The 14,887-nt window shown below is 75.1% G+C and carries 10 protein-coding genes and 1 pseudogene; 1 reads left to right on the plus strand and 10 read right to left on the minus strand.

All coding sequences use genetic code 11. The features are described from left to right. Positions 1-23 precede the first annotated feature (23 nt). The 10 genes and pseudogenes from ABTZ54_RS12920 to ABTZ54_RS12965 form a co-directional block, all read right to left on the minus strand. A complete protein-coding gene (locus ABTZ54_RS12920) occupies positions 24-2,465 on the minus strand; it encodes a VWA domain-containing protein (RefSeq protein WP_351661103.1) in 2,442 nt (813 codons plus the stop codon). A 7-nt stretch (positions 2,466-2,472) separates the two neighbouring features. Further along, on the minus strand, positions 2,473-2,982 hold the full coding sequence (locus tag ABTZ54_RS12925; protein WP_351661106.1) for a Pycsar system effector family protein: 510 nt from the start codon (positions 2,980-2,982) through the stop codon (positions 2,473-2,475). After that, complete coding sequence (locus ABTZ54_RS12930) at positions 2,979-4,376, minus strand: hypothetical protein (RefSeq protein ID WP_351661109.1); 1,398 nt, start codon at positions 4,374-4,376, stop codon at positions 2,979-2,981. The genes ABTZ54_RS12925 and ABTZ54_RS12930 overlap by 4 nt, the downstream gene beginning before the upstream one ends. Then, entirely contained in the window at positions 4,373-6,730 is a 2,358-nt protein-coding gene (locus ABTZ54_RS12935; RefSeq protein WP_351661112.1) for a hypothetical protein, read from the minus strand. The genes ABTZ54_RS12930 and ABTZ54_RS12935 overlap by 4 nt, the downstream gene beginning before the upstream one ends. Then, positions 6,727-7,575 carry a nucleotidyl cyclase domain-containing protein gene (locus ABTZ54_RS12940; protein WP_351661115.1) on the minus strand — a complete coding sequence of 283 codons (849 nt, stop codon included), beginning with the start codon at positions 7,573-7,575 and terminating at the stop codon, positions 6,727-6,729. The genes ABTZ54_RS12935 and ABTZ54_RS12940 overlap by 4 nt, the downstream gene beginning before the upstream one ends. An 87-nt stretch (positions 7,576-7,662) precedes the next feature. Then, entirely contained in the window at positions 7,663-8,388 is a 726-nt protein-coding gene (locus tag ABTZ54_RS12945) for a Crp/Fnr family transcriptional regulator (RefSeq protein WP_351661118.1), read from the minus strand. A gap of 414 nt (positions 8,389-8,802) precedes the next feature. Continuing rightward, positions 8,803-11,331: a polynucleotide kinase-phosphatase gene (locus tag ABTZ54_RS12950; protein WP_351661121.1), complete on the minus strand. Its 2,529-nt coding sequence runs from the start codon at positions 11,329-11,331 to the stop codon at positions 8,803-8,805. Beyond that, positions 11,328-12,812 (minus strand): 3' terminal RNA ribose 2'-O-methyltransferase Hen1, encoded by a 1,485-nt coding sequence (locus ABTZ54_RS12955; RefSeq protein WP_351661124.1) that lies wholly within the window; start codon positions 12,810-12,812, stop codon positions 11,328-11,330. The genes ABTZ54_RS12950 and ABTZ54_RS12955 overlap by 4 nt, the downstream gene beginning before the upstream one ends. A gap of 64 nt (positions 12,813-12,876) precedes the next feature. Further along, positions 12,877-13,779, minus strand: coding sequence for a homocysteine S-methyltransferase (gene mmuM / locus ABTZ54_RS12960; protein ID WP_351661127.1), 903 nt, complete (start codon positions 13,777-13,779; stop codon positions 12,877-12,879). Positions 13,780-13,784: 5 nt separating this feature from the next. After that, positions 13,785-14,097, minus strand: a pseudogene (locus tag ABTZ54_RS12965) (LLM class F420-dependent oxidoreductase); the annotation flags it as partial. 304 nt (positions 14,098-14,401) lie between these two features. On the opposite strand from ABTZ54_RS12965, the gene ABTZ54_RS12970 reads away from it, so the two are divergent. Further along, a complete protein-coding gene (locus ABTZ54_RS12970) occupies positions 14,402-14,623 on the plus strand; it encodes a hypothetical protein (protein WP_351661130.1) in 222 nt (73 codons plus the stop codon). Positions 14,624-14,887 lie beyond the last annotated feature (264 nt).

Below are 14,887 nucleotides of genomic sequence, written 5' to 3' on the forward strand. Positions count from 1 at the left end.
GGGCGTCGCTCGCCGGGCCGTGGTCAGAAGTCAACGTTCCAGGTGCCTCTCGTGCCGGTGCCGTCGTCGCTGTCGAGCGCGGGTCCCGGCTGCCAGGTCGGGTCGTCCGCGCCGGTTCCCGCCCCTGTGCCCGCCCCTGTGCCCGCCTCCGTACGGGTACGGGGCCGGCTCCTGGCCCACGGGAGGCCGGGGAGGCGGACGCGCGGGGTGCGGTCGGGCGGCCGGGTGCTCCGCACGACGAGTTCGCAGTCGTCGACGGCGACCGGTTCGCCCACCCGTACCGGCTCCTCACGGCCCCGGTGCGGACGCAGCAGCAGCTCGCCCGCGCCGTTCCTGCGCAGCCGGTGGGAGGCGGCGCCGCCGCGGGCCCGGCGCAGGGTGGGCGCGGCGCCCCGTACCTCGTCGACGGTGAAGAGGAACTCGCCGCCCGCGCTCTGCCCGGCGCGGATGGTGAGGCTGTCCAGGGTCCTTCCGTCCCTGCGGAGTTCGATCCGGGTCCCGGCGAGGACGCGGCGCCGGCGCCGGGCCGCGAGCCGGATGCCGACGAAGGCCCCGACGACCGCGAGCGCGGCCGCGCCCCCGGCCACGTACGGCCACCAGGTCTCCCACCAGGTGGGCCACGGGGTGACCCGTACGTCGAGGAAGGCGGTGTCGAGCGGCCGGTCCGGGTCGGCTGCGTCGACGACGGCGACCTGGCCGCCGAGTGCGCCGAGCGGCGTGCCCGCGCCGACGGTGACGGTGAACGGCACGTTCGTACGGACGCCGGGCGGGGCGACGGCCGTGGCCGGGGAGATCACGAGCTCTCCACCGCCCGCCTTGGCTCCGCTCTGGGCGTCGGTTCCGGAGGTGTCGGTGAGGCCGAGGCGCAGGGTGTGGGGGCCGGTGCCGTTGTTGGTGACGGAGAGGGTGCCGTGGACCGTCTCGCCCGGATGCACGGTGACCCGGTCCACGGAGAGTCCGGCGGTGATCTCGGGCGTGCCGACGGTCGTCATCGTGTACAGCGGGCGCTCGTCGGAGGTGACGCCCGGCGCGGACATCCGGGCGACCAGCCTCAGCTTGCCCGCGGCGCCTGCCGGGACGGGGAGGGTGCCGGTGAACCGGACGTCCCCCGCCCGCCCGTCCGGGGCCCGCCCGTCGTCGGCGAGGCGCGCGCTGACCGGGGAGAAGCCGTCGCCGGTCAGCTCGACCGTGACACCGATCCCCTCCAGCTGCCGGGGGTCGGTGATGACGACCCCGCGCCGGGTCTGCATCCGCACCTCCACCACCGCCTGCTGGCCCGCCCTGGGCGAGGCCGGGTCGAGGGTGAGGACGGAGCGCAGCCGGCCCTGCCAGATGGCCCGGACGGCGACCTCGTGGTCGCCGTGGCCCTCGGGCGCCTCGACGCGGACACGCCAGCGGCCGGGCATAGGGTTCTTCACGCGCAGCGCCTCGACGGGCCCGTCCTCGCCGCTGACCTCGAAGGTCGAGTCCTCGAACGCGCCGTGCGTGGGCACCTTGCTGCCGGCCGGGTCGTAGTAGGTGACGCGTACCTTCGGGTCGTGCTTGCTGACGGTGAGGGCGCCGTCGGTGGCGATGGGCGGGATGGTGACGTACAGGTCGGCGGGCGGCTTGCCGACGGTGCCGTTGGCGACCCGGGCGCAGCGGGCGGCGGCGAAGGTCTCCTGGAGCGCCGTGTCGATCTCGGCGGAGGTGCCGGCCACCCGCGCCTTGGGGGTGGAGCCGGGGACGTCGGAGCAGGCGCCGCGGTAGCCGCCCTCGGCCATCGCGGTGAGCGCGTCCCGGTCGATGCCGCTGCCGAAGCCGAGCGGCCAGATCTGCACACCGGCGGCGCGGGCGCGGGCCAGCTCCTCTTCGAGCCGCTTGGCCCCGTTGGCCTGGCGGCTGGCCCGGTCGGTGCCGTACTCGGGGCTGTCGCCGACGTCCAGCTTCCCGTCGGTGAGCAGGAAGACCACCTTGGGCGTGGGCTTCCCCCCGGTCCCGGCACCGCCCCCGGCGGCGCCCTCGGTGAGCCGGGAGACGGCCTGGCGGATCGCCGCGGGGAAGTCGGTGCCGGGGCCCACCTGGTCCTTGTCGCGCCGGGAGAGGTTCTGGACGCAGTCGTTGAGGGTCTGGCGGCCGGCCTGGTCGACGGTGGTCAGCGGGCACACGTCGCGTACGGGCGCCTGCCCGGCCTTCTCCGAGCTGCCGAAGCCGATCACGGCGGCGCGGGACCGCTCGGATATCTCGCCCTGGCTGAGCAGCGCGGCGGCCTCCGTCTCGCGCACGAGGTCCTTGTCGGCGAGGCTCGCCGACTGGTCGACGACGACGGCGAAGTCGATCGGGTCGGGCCCGTCGGCCGCCTCGGACGCCGTCGTCAGGGGCGCGCCCGCCACCGGCACCGCGGCGGCGGGGCCGCCGAACGGGCCGGACAGGGCGAGCAGCGCCCCGGCGAGGAGCAGGGCGCTCCTCGGGTGTCTCCACTGCATGGTCAACTCACCACAGTTCGCTGAGGAGGGCCAGGAGGGCGCCGAGCACGAGGAACGCGACGCCGAGCCGTAGCCATCGGTACTTGGCGGCGAGCACCACCCCGTGGACGCTCGCCTGTTCGAGGAGCCAGCCGGTGGCGTCCGTGGCGGAGCCCTCCAGCCTGGTCCGCAGGGCGCCGGCGGTGGTGCCGGCCGTGAGCTCGCGCAGCAGGGTGCGCTCGGCGCCGACCCGCGTGCGCGGCAGGACGACGGAGACCAGCATCAGGACGCCCGCGGTCCACAGCAGTCCGGCCGTGACCAGGACGGCCAGGGAGACACCGGTCGGCGCCGGGCCGTTGTCGCGCGAGAAGACGACCGCGAGGAAGGCGAGGGATCCGGAGAGCAGGATCGCGGCCTTGGTGTCGGCCCGGCCGATGTCCTCGCGGACGGTGGTCAGGAGCTGTTCGGCCATCCCGCGCAGCTCGGTGGAGAGCGGGGGCGGCGAGGCCACGGGGCCGGCGTCGGGCGCGGTGGTCATTCGTCGTCCCAGTCGTCGAAGTCGGAGCTGGGGCGGGCGGGGGGACGCGGGGCGGGCCGATCGGTGGGTCCGCCGTCGTCCTCGTCGCCCAGGCGCTTGCGGTCCCCCCGGTCCCGGTCCCGGCCCCGCTCCTCGTCCCGCTCCCGCTCCGGCTCGCGCTCGAACGAGGCCTGGACGCGGGTCGGTTCGTAGACGCGCGGGTCGGGCGGGGAGTCCGGAGTCTCCTCGTCGTCCCAGTTGGGCGCGGACGGCTCCGGGGCCGCCCGCTCCAGGGCCCGGCGGTCGGAGGAGCGGGTGGATTCGAGGACCCGGTCGGCGACGCCGCCGAGGATCGTGCCCGTACTGCTGCGCAGGTGCTGGAGGATCTGGTACGCCTGTTCGTCGACCTCGTGGCGTTCGAGCACGCCGGAGTCGAGGAGCCGGTTGAACACGGCGAGGAGGTCGGCCTGGCCCTCGCGCTTCTCCCGCTGGAGCTGGCTGCGGATCTCCCACTCGTGGTCGGGGTTCTTGGCCATGTGGTGGGCGATCTGGGCGAGGTCGCCGCGCCGGAACATCGCCTCCAGGTCCTCGGCGCGGGCCGCGATCCGCTTGCGCTCCCACTCCTCCTTGCGCAGCTCGGCCTCGGCCTCGCGGGCGTCGGCACGGCTGGTCACCTCGACCTTGTCGGCGCGGGCGACCTCCTTGCGGACCTGCTCGTCCAGGTCGAAGAACACGTACACCTGCGTGCGCAGCCCGATCTCCCGGCCGAGGACGAGCCGCCCGGTGCTCAGCTCGTCGCGCACGGCCTCGTCGGCCCGCTGGGCCTCGGTGAGCCGGAAGCGGCGGGAGAGCGAGCGCAGTCCGTCGAGCAGGTCGTCGTGGAGCAGCTCCGCCACGTTCCACACCTGTTCCTTGACCACCCGGTACGGGTCCTCGACCGTCCACTTGACGCGGACCCGGGCATTGAACGAGGCCCCGTCGCCGGCGGCCGGCAGCTTGAGGGTGAACTCCGTGACGTTCTGCCCGAGTTGCACCTCGAAGACGGTGTACGGGGAGCGCAGCAGCGGCTTGTCGTTGTCCTCGTGCCGGTCGGGCCAGACGATCCGGTGCCCGCCGTTGCGGTAGAGCAGGACGGCGGCGATGAGACCGCTGGTGCGGCGGTACGGGGGCGCGATCTCGCGGATCAGCGGTCCGAGCGGGCCCTTGGCGCCCTTGCCGGACGCGCGCCCGGGCCCGTTGCCGCCGCCCACCCCGGCCCGCTGCCGGGGCGGGTAGGGCTGGTGGGGCTGGTGGGGCTGGTGGGGCGCGCCCTGGTTCGGCGCTCCCTGGTTCGGCGCGCCCTGGTTCCAGGCGCCCTGCTGCTGCCCGCCGGGGCGCTGGGCGCCCTGGGCTCCGACCTGCTCGGGACCGCTCATCGCTTGGCTCCTTCCGCGACGGCGTCCCACATGCGGCGCGCCGCGCTCTTGTCCAGGGGTCGGTCCCGGTCCCGTACCAGCTCGTTGAGCAGGCCGCGGAGACGGTCCCGGTCGCGGCGCTCGACCGCGAGCAGCGGCAGCAGGCCACAGACGAGCCCGAGGGCGGTCTCGTCCCTGGCCGCGCGGCGCAGCAGCCCGCCGAGGCCGTCGAGCGCGGCCTCGGCGGCGCGCGCGGTGCCGAGGGTCCGGCGCAGCAGGGCGCCGAGGGCGGGCCCGAGGTCGGGCCGGGTGGCGAGCAGGGCGACCAGGAGAGGGCGGCTCGCGTGCTCGTCGAGCTCGGGCACGTCACGCAGGCCCCACAGGTGGGTCGTCCGGGTGGTCAGGGTCGCGATCAGGGTGATGTGCACGAGGTTGGACAGGTTCAGGCGCCCGTCCGAGAGCCAGCGTTCGAGCCGGCGCAGCACCGGATCGGGGTCGCCGGAGGCGAGCAGCCGCGTGACGCTGAACGAGGCCGCGCCGAGGATCTCCACGTCGTCGGACTCGTGGGACCTGACCACCCGGGCGATGGCGTCGAGCGAGCCGGGGACGCCGCCGGCGGCCAGCACGTAGCCGTGGGTGAGCAGCGCGGTGTCCAGGAGCGCGGGGTCGTCGTCGGCGGCCCAGTCCTTGACGGTGGCCGCGACGGCGGGCCGGACGCGCGGGTCGCGGGCGGCCTCGGCGAGCGCGGTCGCGGCGGCCATCCGCGCGACGGGCTCCTCCCGTACGGCGAGCGGGGCGACGAGCTCGCCGTAGCCGTGGATCCAGTCCCAGGAGCAGAGGACACCGGCGGCGATGGAGGCCCGGACCCACACCTCGGGCCGGGGGTCGTCGCACAGGGCGCGCAGCCAACGGGCCACTGGGCCGCGGACGTTGTGGTAGCCGTGCCAGACCTCGGCGAGGACCGCGGTGGCGAGCGCGGCGCCCTGGAAGCGCACCGCTCGCGCGGGCACCTTCGCCGGGCCGAGGTCGAGCTCGGTGTCCTCCAGGACGGCACGGGCGAGGACCGGGCGGTGTTCGGCGTGGGTGCCGAACAGGCGCCGTCCGGCGGGCCGTTCGGGGTCGAGGGTGACGGCGAGCTCCCAGGCGAGGAGCTCGGCCGCCTCGGCGGCGATGCTGTACGCGGAGCCGTTGAAGACGGCCACGGCGAGCCGGAACGCGGTGGCGTTGAGGACGGGCAGCGCCTCGGGCAGGGTGCCCGGCCGGTCGGCGCCCGCGAACCACTCGCGCGCCTGCGCCCGTACGAACGCGGCGCAGTCCTCCAGGAGTTGCTCGTCGGTCAGCTCGTCGCGCTGGCGGCGGGCCAGGTGGTCGGCGAGCCGGGCGGCCTCGCGCGGGCGGAGCTCCTCCAGGCCGAGCGCGGCGACCACGTCCTCGCGGTCCGCGAGCGCCCGGGCGGCGGCCGTCGCCTCCTCGGGCTCGCCGCGCAGCAGCAGCCGCAGGTGCCGGTGGAGCACCTCGTCGGCGGGCGGCGGGGCGCAGAACATGCCGTACCGTCCCCGCAGCAGCCGGTCGGCGAGGTCGCCGCTGCCGACGACCAGCACGCCGTAGCCGTCGACGCCGCCGAGCAGGTCGGCGAGCCGGTCGAGGTGCAGTTCGGAGAGGCGTACGGCGGGTCGCGGGGCGGGGTCGGTGCCCTTGCCCCGGGAGTGCCGGGTCTCGCTCTCGGTGCGGACGTCCTCGGCGAGGAGCTCGATGAGGTGTCCGCCGTCCGGCTGGAGGTTCTCGGCGCGGATCTCGTCGACGCCGTGCCGGGGGTCGAGCCGGAAGACCTGTCCCTTGGCGACCTCGGAGAGCAGCGCGAGCGCGGTGGCCTTGCGGCCGCTGCCCGGCTCCCCGCACAGGACGAGGACGCGGTTGCCGCGCAGCCGGTCCTTCATGCGCTGGTAGCCGGCGGTCTCGCAGTACACGTCGTCGAGGTGGTCTAGGGTGTCGCGGGGCACGGCGCCCTGGACGAAGTGGGGGCGGTCGCCGAACCAGAGGTTGTACAGGTCCCCTTCGTGGATCGTGGCGTCCCTGCCGATGGTGGTGTGCCGGTCTCCCGTCTCCCGGACGAGGGTCCGCCGCGCCGCGCGCGCGGTCCCCGCGCCACCGGTCCCGGCCCCGCCGAGGTAGCCGCGCCCGGCGTGCTCGAAGACGTTGGCCTGGGGCGGCCCGTCGGGGGCGTCGGCGGCCTTGTCCGCCCCTCTGTCGCCGCCCTTCTCAGCCCGCCGGTCGCCCTTGTCGCCCCTGTCCCCGCCGCTTTCGGAGCCGGCGGGACCGCCCGGGGAGTCCGGGCCGGCTCCCGCACCGCCGTGGTCGAGATCGTCGTCGCTCACGCCGAGCCCCCCTTGCTCTCGCTGCTCACGTTGCTCTCGTTGCTCTTGTCGCTCTTGTCGCTCTCGTTGCGGATCCCGGTGAACCCGCCGTGGAAGGTGCCGCCCTCGACGACCTGGATGTCCCGGCCGGCCTGGTAGGTGCGGTCACCCCCGCCCGTACGCCTCGTTCGAGGCGGTGAGCCGTCCCCCCGCGACGGCCCACCGCCGGTCTGTGCGTCACCACCGGGCCCCACCGGCTCCACCGGCCCCACCGGCGGCTCCGGGCGCCGGGGCACGTGGAACCAGGCCTCCTCGTCGGTCTCCTTGGAGACCACGGCGGCCCGCCGGTAGTGCTCGGGCTCCACATAGCGCCCGCCCTCGACGACCACGTTGCGGTAGAGCCAGTCGGAGACCACGATCAGCAGATCGACGTCCGGCGCGTCCGTCATGATCTGCTTGGCGCGGGCGCTGTCGCAGAGTCGGCAGGCGAGGTCCACGGCCCGGCCGACGAGACCGCGCCCGTCGTCGAGGACGAGCCCCGCGTTCATGCCGACCCGCATCCGCAGCGGCGTGCGGCGGCCCGTGTTGTGCTCGCGCAGGCTCTCGTAGAGGGTGTCGATCCAGCGGCCGACCATGAGGGTCGGCGGGACGTCCGGACGCAGCGCGGCGAGGATGCCGTCGCCGCGGTCCTCCTGATGGACGGTGCCGGGCTCGATGCCCACGGAGGCGTACGCCTCGCCGAAGGCCTCGTACATGGCGGTCCTGGTCAGACGCTTCTCGTCCATGCCGAGGCGTCCGGAGCCGACGACGTCCCCGAAGACGACGAGCCGGTGGATGGCTCCCGCGCTCGCTCCCGTACTGCTCACTCGGACTCCTCATGAGGTGGTTCCGCGGTGGTGAGTGGTGGTGACGTGACCAGCCTGGCGGCCGGCGCGCGTGGGCGATGTAGCCGTTTACACAGCCGGGGGTGGTTTGTCGGACGATTCCGCGCCGGGGCGTGCGCGCCCCTGCGCGAGGAGGACGAGCAGGGGCATGTCGACGACCACGACCGTGCGCTGGGCGGTCCGGACGACTCCTTGTTCGCGCAGCAGCCGCAGCGCCTTGGCGACGGCCTCCCGGGTGGCGCCGACGGCCGCCGCCAGATCATGCTGGGGCAGCGGGAGTTCGAGGACGGTGCCCGCGTCGGCCCGGCGGCCGGCCCGCTCGGCGAGCTCGACGAGGCGGGCGGCGAGCCGCTGGAGGACGGTCTCGGAGGCGAGCGCGCGGCGCTCCACGTCGGCGCTGCGCAGCCGGGTGGCGAGCTGCCGCATGATGAGCGAGGTGGCGTGCGGGCGGGCGGCGAGGAAGCGCCGGAACCGGTCGCCGGAGATGGCGACGGCCTCGACGCGGCCGAGCGCGGTGACGGTGGCGGAGCGCGGTCCCCGGTCGACGGCGGCGAGGTCGCCGACGACCTCGCCGGCGCCGCGCAGCGCGAGGATGAGCCGGGCGCCGCGCTCGGTGCCGACGGAGACGACCGACCAGCCGGAGAGCAGGGCGAGGACGTACGCGGAGGTGTCCCGCTCCCTGATCATGATCTCGCCCGGCTCGTAGCCGCGCGGGGCGCCTTCGGCGAGCAGGTCGCGCCGGTCGGACGCGGGGAGCGCGTGGAGGAAGGAGCGGTCCTGGCCGAAAAGACTCAACGCTCGCTCACACCCCCGCACGACTTGCGCTCTCGCGTGCTTGTTCCCCACAACAAGGGACAACCAGAGTCACATTGCTGACGCTGTGTCACGCCGTGGGGTGAAGAACGCTAGAGGGTGGCCAAGAATCGCGTCAACGCGGGCGGGGGCGAACACGAGGGGCGCAAGGGAGCGCCGTTTTCGACACCCTTGCGCCCCCTGCCACCCCCCACCCACGAGCGACCCACGCCGGGCCCGAAATCCGGCGGCCACCGAGGTCACGACCGCGTGAACGGCGGAGTCACCCCCGCGTGAACGGCCCGCTCACTACTGGGTGAACGACACGGCGACCTCCGCACATACGACCGAGTGCCGGTCGTATGTACGGAGATGTCATCGGCCAGGTGTACGGCATGAGCCAGGCGGGCGGCACCGTCACAGCCGGGGGTCGACCGGCTCCGACTCCAGGGCGAGGACCGCGAAGACGGCCTCGTGCACGCGCCACAGCGGCTCCCCGGCCGCCAGCCGGTCGAGGGCCTCCAGGCCGAGCGCGTACTCCCGCAGCGCGAGGGAGCGCTTGTGGCCGAGGAACCGCTCGCGCAGCCGCGCCAGGTTCTCCGGGCGGGTGTACTCGGGGCCGTAGATGATCCGCAGGTACTCCCTGCCGCGCACCTTCACGCCCGGCTGGGCGAGCCGCCCGTCGGCGCCCCGGACCAGGGCGGCGAGCGGCTTGACGACCATGCCCTCGCCACCCGCGCCGGTCAGTTCCAGCCACCAGTCGACACCGGCCCGCACGGACGCCTCGTCGGCCGGGTCGACCACGAGCCGCCGGGTCACCTGGAGCAGCCCGGTCGGGTCGTGCTCCACCAGCCGGTCCAGCCAGGCCAGCTGCTCGTCGTGCGGGACACCGGCCAGCGAACGCCCGCGGGCCGCGAGCACCTGGAAGGGCGCGAACCGCACCCCCTCCAGGCCCTCGGTCGGCCAGCAGTAGCGCCGGTACGCCTCGGTGAAGGCCGCCGCGTCGGCGGCCCGCTCACGCTGCTTGGCGAGCAGCCCGTCGAGGCCGGACACCCCGCGCGCGACCGCCTGTTCGAGCGCCCCCACCGCTCCGGGGAAGACCGCCCGGGACGCGGCGCCGACCGCCGCGTACTGGGCGCGCAGCAGCCCCGTCGACTTCAGCGACCACGGCATCAGCTCGCCGTCGAGCAGCAGCCAGTCCGTGTCGAGCTCGTCCCAGAGCCCGGCGGCGCCGATCGCCGCCCGCAGCCGCGCCAGGACCACTTCGGTCGTCTCCTGGTCGTCGAAGAACGGGCGTCCGGTACGGGTGTGCAGGGCGCCGGTCGGCCCGTCGACGCCGAACCGCTCCCGGGCCGCCTCGGCGTCCCGGCAGACCAGCGCGACGGCCCGCGAGCCCATGTGCTTCTCCTCGCACACGACCTTCCCGACCCCGTCGGCCGCGTACTGCGCGAACGCCTCGGCCGGGTGCTCCAGGTAGCCCTCCGCCCGGGAGGTGGCGGTCGGCGCCATCGTCGGCGGCAGGTAGGCGAGCAGCCGCGGATCGACCGCGAACCGGCTCATCACCTCCAGCGCGGCGGCCGCGTTCTCCTCGCGGACCGCGACGTTGCCCATCTGCCGGGTCTCGACGGTCCGGCGCCCGTGCACGTCGGCCAGGTCGAGCGGCCGCACCTGGTGGCCGCCGGGCACCTCGGTCGCGAGCGGCCGGGCCGGCTCGTACCAGACCTGCTCGGCCGGTACGTCGACGAGCTCGCGCTCGGGCCAGCGCAGCGCGGTCATCCGCCCACCGAAGACGGCGCCGGTGTCGAGGCAGATGGTGTTGTTGATCCACGAGGTGTTCGGCACGGGCGTGTGCCCGTAGACGACGGTCGCCCGGCCCCGGTACTCCTCCGCCCACGGGTAACGCACCGGCAGCCCGAACTCGTCGGTCTCGCCGGTCGTGTCGCCGTACAGGGCGTGCGAGCGGACCCGGCCCGAGGTGCGGCCGTGGTACTTCTCCGGCAGACCGGCGTGGCAGACCACGAGCCGGCCCTCGTCGAGGACGTAGTGGCTGACCAGCCCGTCGATGAACGCCGACACCTCGGCGCGGAACTCCTCCGGCTCGCGCTCCAGCTGCTCGATCGTCTCGGCGAGCCCGTGCGTCCGCTGCACCTTCCGGCCGCGCAGCCAGCGCCCCAGCTTGTTCTCGTGGTTGCCCGGCACGCACAGCGCGTCCCCGGCGGCCACCATGCCCATCACCCGGCGCAGCACGCCCGGGCTGTCCGGGCCCCGGTCGACGAGGTCGCCGACGAAGACGGCGGTCCGCCCGTCGGGGTGGTGCCCGTCCACGTAGCCGAGCTCGCCGAGCAGCGTCTCCAGCTCGGAGCGGCAGCCGTGCACGTCGCCGATGATGTCGAAGGGCCCGCTGAGGTGGCGCAGGTCGTTGAACCGCTTCTCCAGGACGACCTCGGCCCCCTCCACCTCCTCCACGCTGCGCAGCACGTGCACCTTGCGGAAGCCCTCGCGCTCCAGACCGCGCAGCGAACGGTGCAGCTCGCGGCGGTGCCTCTGGATGACGTGCCGGGGCAGCCCGGCCCGGTCGGGGCGGGCCGCGTTCCGCTCGGCGCACACCCCCTCGGGCAGGTCGAGGACGATCGCGATGGGCAGCACGTCGTGCGCGCGGGCCAGCTCCACGAGCTGCCGCCGCGCCTCGCGCTGCACGCTGGTGGCGTCGACGACGGTCAGCCGCCCGGCCGCGAGCCGCTTGCCGGCGATGTAGTGCAGGACGTCGAAGGCGTCCTTGCTGGCGCTCTGGTCGTTCTCGTCGTCCGCGACGAGCCCCCGGCAGAAGTCGGAGGAGATGATCTCGGTCGGCTTGAAGTGGCGCCGCGCGAACGTCGACTTGCCGGAGCCGGTGGCACCGATCAGGACGACGAGGGACAGGTCGGCGACGGGAAGCATACGGGTCATGCGCTGACCTCCTTCGAGGCCTCGTCGGTACGGGTGGGGTCTTCGGTACGGGTGAACACGGCCATCTGGGTCGGCGGGCCCACCTCGGGGTCGTCCGGGCCGACGGGGGTGAAGCCGACCTCGTAGCCGTACGCGTCGGCGACGCCCGCCGCCCACCGCCGGAACTCCTCGCGGGTCCACTCGAAGCGGTGGTCGCCGTGCCGCACATGCCCGGCGGGCAGCGTCTCCCAGCGCACGTTGTACTCCACGTTCGGCGTCGTCACGAGCACCGTCCGGGGCCGGGCCGAGCCGAACACGGCGTATTCGAGCGCGGGCAGCCTCGGCAGGTCCAGGTGCTCGACGACCTCGCTCAGGACAGCCGCGTCGTAGCCGGTGAGCCGCTTGTCGGTGTACGTGAGGGAGCCCTGGAGCAGGGTCACCCGACCAGCCTGCCGCTCGCCCATCCGCTCCAGGCGGAGCCTGCGGGCGGCGAGGGACAGGGCACGGGCCGACACGTCCACGCCGACGATGTCGGTGAACCGCGCGTCCTTGAGCAGCGCCTGGACCAACTGGCCCTGGCCGCAGCCGAGATCGAGCACCCGGGAGGCCTCGGCGTCGCGCAGCGCGGCGAGGATCGCCTCGCGGCGGCGCTCGGCGAGCGGCACGGGCCTCTCCTCGGTGTCGCTCGTCTCGTCGACGGCGTTGTCGACGTCCTCCACCGCCAGGCCGTCCGCCTCCGCGAGCCGCACCAGCTCAAGCCGCTCGGTCGCCGCCCGGGTCAGCCCCCAACGGCGCGACAGGTAGCGGCTGGTGATGAGCTGCCGCTCCGGGTGGCCGGCGAGCCAGCCGTCACCGGCGCGCAGCAGCTTGTCGACCTCGTCCGGGGCGACCCAGTAGTGCTTGGCGTCGTCGAGGACCGGCAGCAGGACGTAGAGCTGGTTGAGCGCGTCGGCGAGCCGCAGCTCGCCCTCCAGGACGAGCCGCACGTAGCGGGACTCGCCCCACGCGGGGAACTCGGGGTCCAGCGCGACCGGCTCCGCCGTCACCGACGCCCAGCCCAGCGGCCCGAAGAGCCGCGAGACGAGCCCGGCACCGCCGCGCGCCGGGAGCGCCGGGATCTCGATCCGCAGCGGCAGCGGGGCCGCGGCCCGCTCGGGCAGGGCCGCGCAGGCGCCGTGCAGGGCGCTCTTGAAGACCTTGGCCAGGGCGACGGCGAGCAGGGAGGAGGCCGCGTAGGGCCGGTCGTTCACGTACTGGGCCAGCGCGGAGTCGGGCGCGCCGCCCCGCCCCTTCCCCTTGCCCCGGCGCACGAGCGCCACGGGGTCGACTTCGAGGAGGAGCGCCGCCGTGCACCGCTCCGCCGTCGCCTCGGGGTAGAGGACGTGCGCGGTGCCGTGCGCGGTCGAGAACGCCTGCGCCTTCTCGGGATGCTTGTGCAGCAGGAAGCCGAGGTCGGTCGCGGGGCGGTCGGGGGTGCCGGTCGTACTGATCGTCAGGAACACCCGTCCGAGTATGACCACACGCCCCGCCACCGACCAGGCATTTTCCCGGCCCCGGCGCCCCCTGCTACCCCTCCAGCGTCGTGGCGAGCCCGGCGATCAGATCCGGGCCGACCCGGCAGCAGCCGCCGATCAGCCGGGCCCCGTCCGCCCGCCAGCGGGACATGACGTCGGGGGCGAAGGTGGCACCGCCCCGCCAGTCGCGGGCCCCGGCGTCCCACTCCTCGCCGCTGTTGGGGTAGACGACCACGGGCTTGCCGGTCACCTCGGCGGCGATGGCCACGGCGGGCCCGGCGTCGCGCGGATCGCAGCAGTTGACGCCGACCGCCACGACCTGGTCGACCCCGGCGGCAAGCCCGAAGGCCTCCTCAAGGCGCTGACCGGCCCGGGTCCGGTCCCCGTCGATCGTGTACGAGAGCCAGACCGGCACCCCGCACCCCTCGACCGCCCGCAGCAGCCCCTCCGCCTCGTCGGCGTCCGGCACCGTCTCCAGGGCCAGGACGTCCGGCCCGGCCTCGGCGAGGGCCTCGACCCGCGGCCGGTGGAAGTCGGCGAGCTCGCCGACCGAGAGCCCGTACCGGCCGCGGTACTCGCTGCCGTCCGCGAGCATCGCCCCGTACGGGCCGACGGACGCCGCGACCCAGACCTCCCGGTCCGCCCCCGCGCCCGCGGCCCGGGCCAGCTCCACGCTCCGCGCGAGCAGCCGCGCCGCCTCCGCCCGGCCGGTCCCGCGCCGGGCGAAGCCCTCGAAGGTCGCCTGGTAGCTGGAGGTGATCAGCACCTGGGCGCCCGCGCGGACGTACGCGGCGTGCGCCGCCTCGATCTGCTCGGGCCCGTCGGCGAGCAGCCGGGCCGACCAGAGCGCGTCGGACAGGTCGCACCCCTGCGCCTGGAGCTGGTTGGACAGGCCCCCGTCGAGCACGAGCACCTGCTCGGCGAGGGCGGCGGCGAGCGGACGGACGGGTTTCATTCGGGTCACCCCAGCTGCGTCTGGACCTGTGCGGAGATCAGCTCCAGGTGGTCCAGATCGTCCAGGTCAAGCACCTGAAGTCAGATCCGGCCGGAGCCGACTGCACCGTACCTCCCCAACTCCTCGACGCCCTCAGCGGGCAAGCCCGCGAGACCGTCGACCTTGAACGCGGCGACGCCCCGGCCGTTGGCGGCGGCCGATGGCGGCAGCCCGCCGGACGACCTCGGCGCCGCCCTTGCCGCCGCAGACCACCAGCGCGTCGGAGTACACCAGCGCGCCCGCCGACCGCCCCGCCTCCGCCACCGCGTCCCGCACCCGCACCCGCACCCGCACCCGCACCCGCACCCGCACCCGCCGGAACCTCTCCTTCGGGATACCTCCTCCCCGCACCACACGGGTGCGTCAACGTCTTCGTCAGCGGACGATCACCCACGGCCCTGTCGGGTGAATATCCGCCCCCTGGGCGGGCGGCGTCCTCCCGGGCCAGTGACCGGGGCCCGGGACCCGTCGTTGGCTCGGGCGGAGCCGGACCGCCCGGCCCGCGCACCGGCGGCCGCTGCCGGTGCCGCCGCACCCTTTCGTGGCCCTTCCCCCACCGGAGGGGCCTGGCCAGGAGGCCGCCATGTCCCAGGAAGCCGCGCCGGAGCGGGCCGTGCCCGAGCAGCCCGCGCCGTCCGTGCCCGAGCAGCAGGGCGGCGGCGCCCCGAAGGGCCTGCTCCAGCAGATGGAGGAGCTGATGGCGGCCCTGACCGCCGACCTGTCGCAACTGGACGCCGACATCCAGTCCTCCGCCGACCGCCAGACGAGCACGGCGGACCGCCCGAACGGCCCCGACCACCCCTGAGCCCGGGGAGCCTCCGTCCCCCGAAGCCTCCATCCCCGGAGCGTCCGGCGCCTCCGTCCCCCGAAGTCTCCACCCCCGGAGCGTCCGGCGCCTCCGTCCCCGGAGGCTCCGCTCCCGGAGCCTCCACCCCCCGGCGCTTCTGGCGCCTCCGAGCCGCCCGGAGCCTCCGACGCGCCTGGCACCCCCCGGCTCCCTCGCCACCCCCTGATCGCCTCGGCCTCAAGGTCGGCGTGGGGGGGGGCGGTCGGGGCGGGGCCCCCACGC

It is taken from the genome of Streptomyces sp. NPDC094032, from assembly GCF_040303965.1.
GTDB lineage: Bacteria > Actinomycetota > Actinomycetes > Streptomycetales > Streptomycetaceae > Streptomyces.

Bases quoted from the DNA above. Each gene is read 5' to 3' on its own strand.
- ABTZ54_RS12920 (WP_351661103.1), bottom strand. From the start codon at position 2,465: ATGCAGTGGAGACACCCGAGGAGCGCCCTGCTCCTCGCCGGGGCGCTG.
- ABTZ54_RS12930 (WP_351661109.1), bottom strand. From the start codon at position 4,376: ATGAGCGGTCCCGAGCAGGTCGGAGCCCAGGGCGCCCAGCGCCCCGGC.
- mmuM (WP_351661127.1), bottom strand. From the start codon at position 13,779: ATGAAACCCGTCCGTCCGCTCGCCGCCGCCCTCGCCGAGCAGGTGCTC.
- ABTZ54_RS12925 (WP_351661106.1), bottom strand. From the start codon at position 2,982: ATGACCACCGCGCCCGACGCCGGCCCCGTGGCCTCGCCGCCCCCGCTC.
- ABTZ54_RS12950 (WP_351661121.1), bottom strand. From the start codon at position 11,331: ATGACCCGTATGCTTCCCGTCGCCGACCTGTCCCTCGTCGTCCTGATC.
- ABTZ54_RS12970 (WP_351661130.1), top strand. From the start codon at position 14,402: ATGTCCCAGGAAGCCGCGCCGGAGCGGGCCGTGCCCGAGCAGCCCGCG.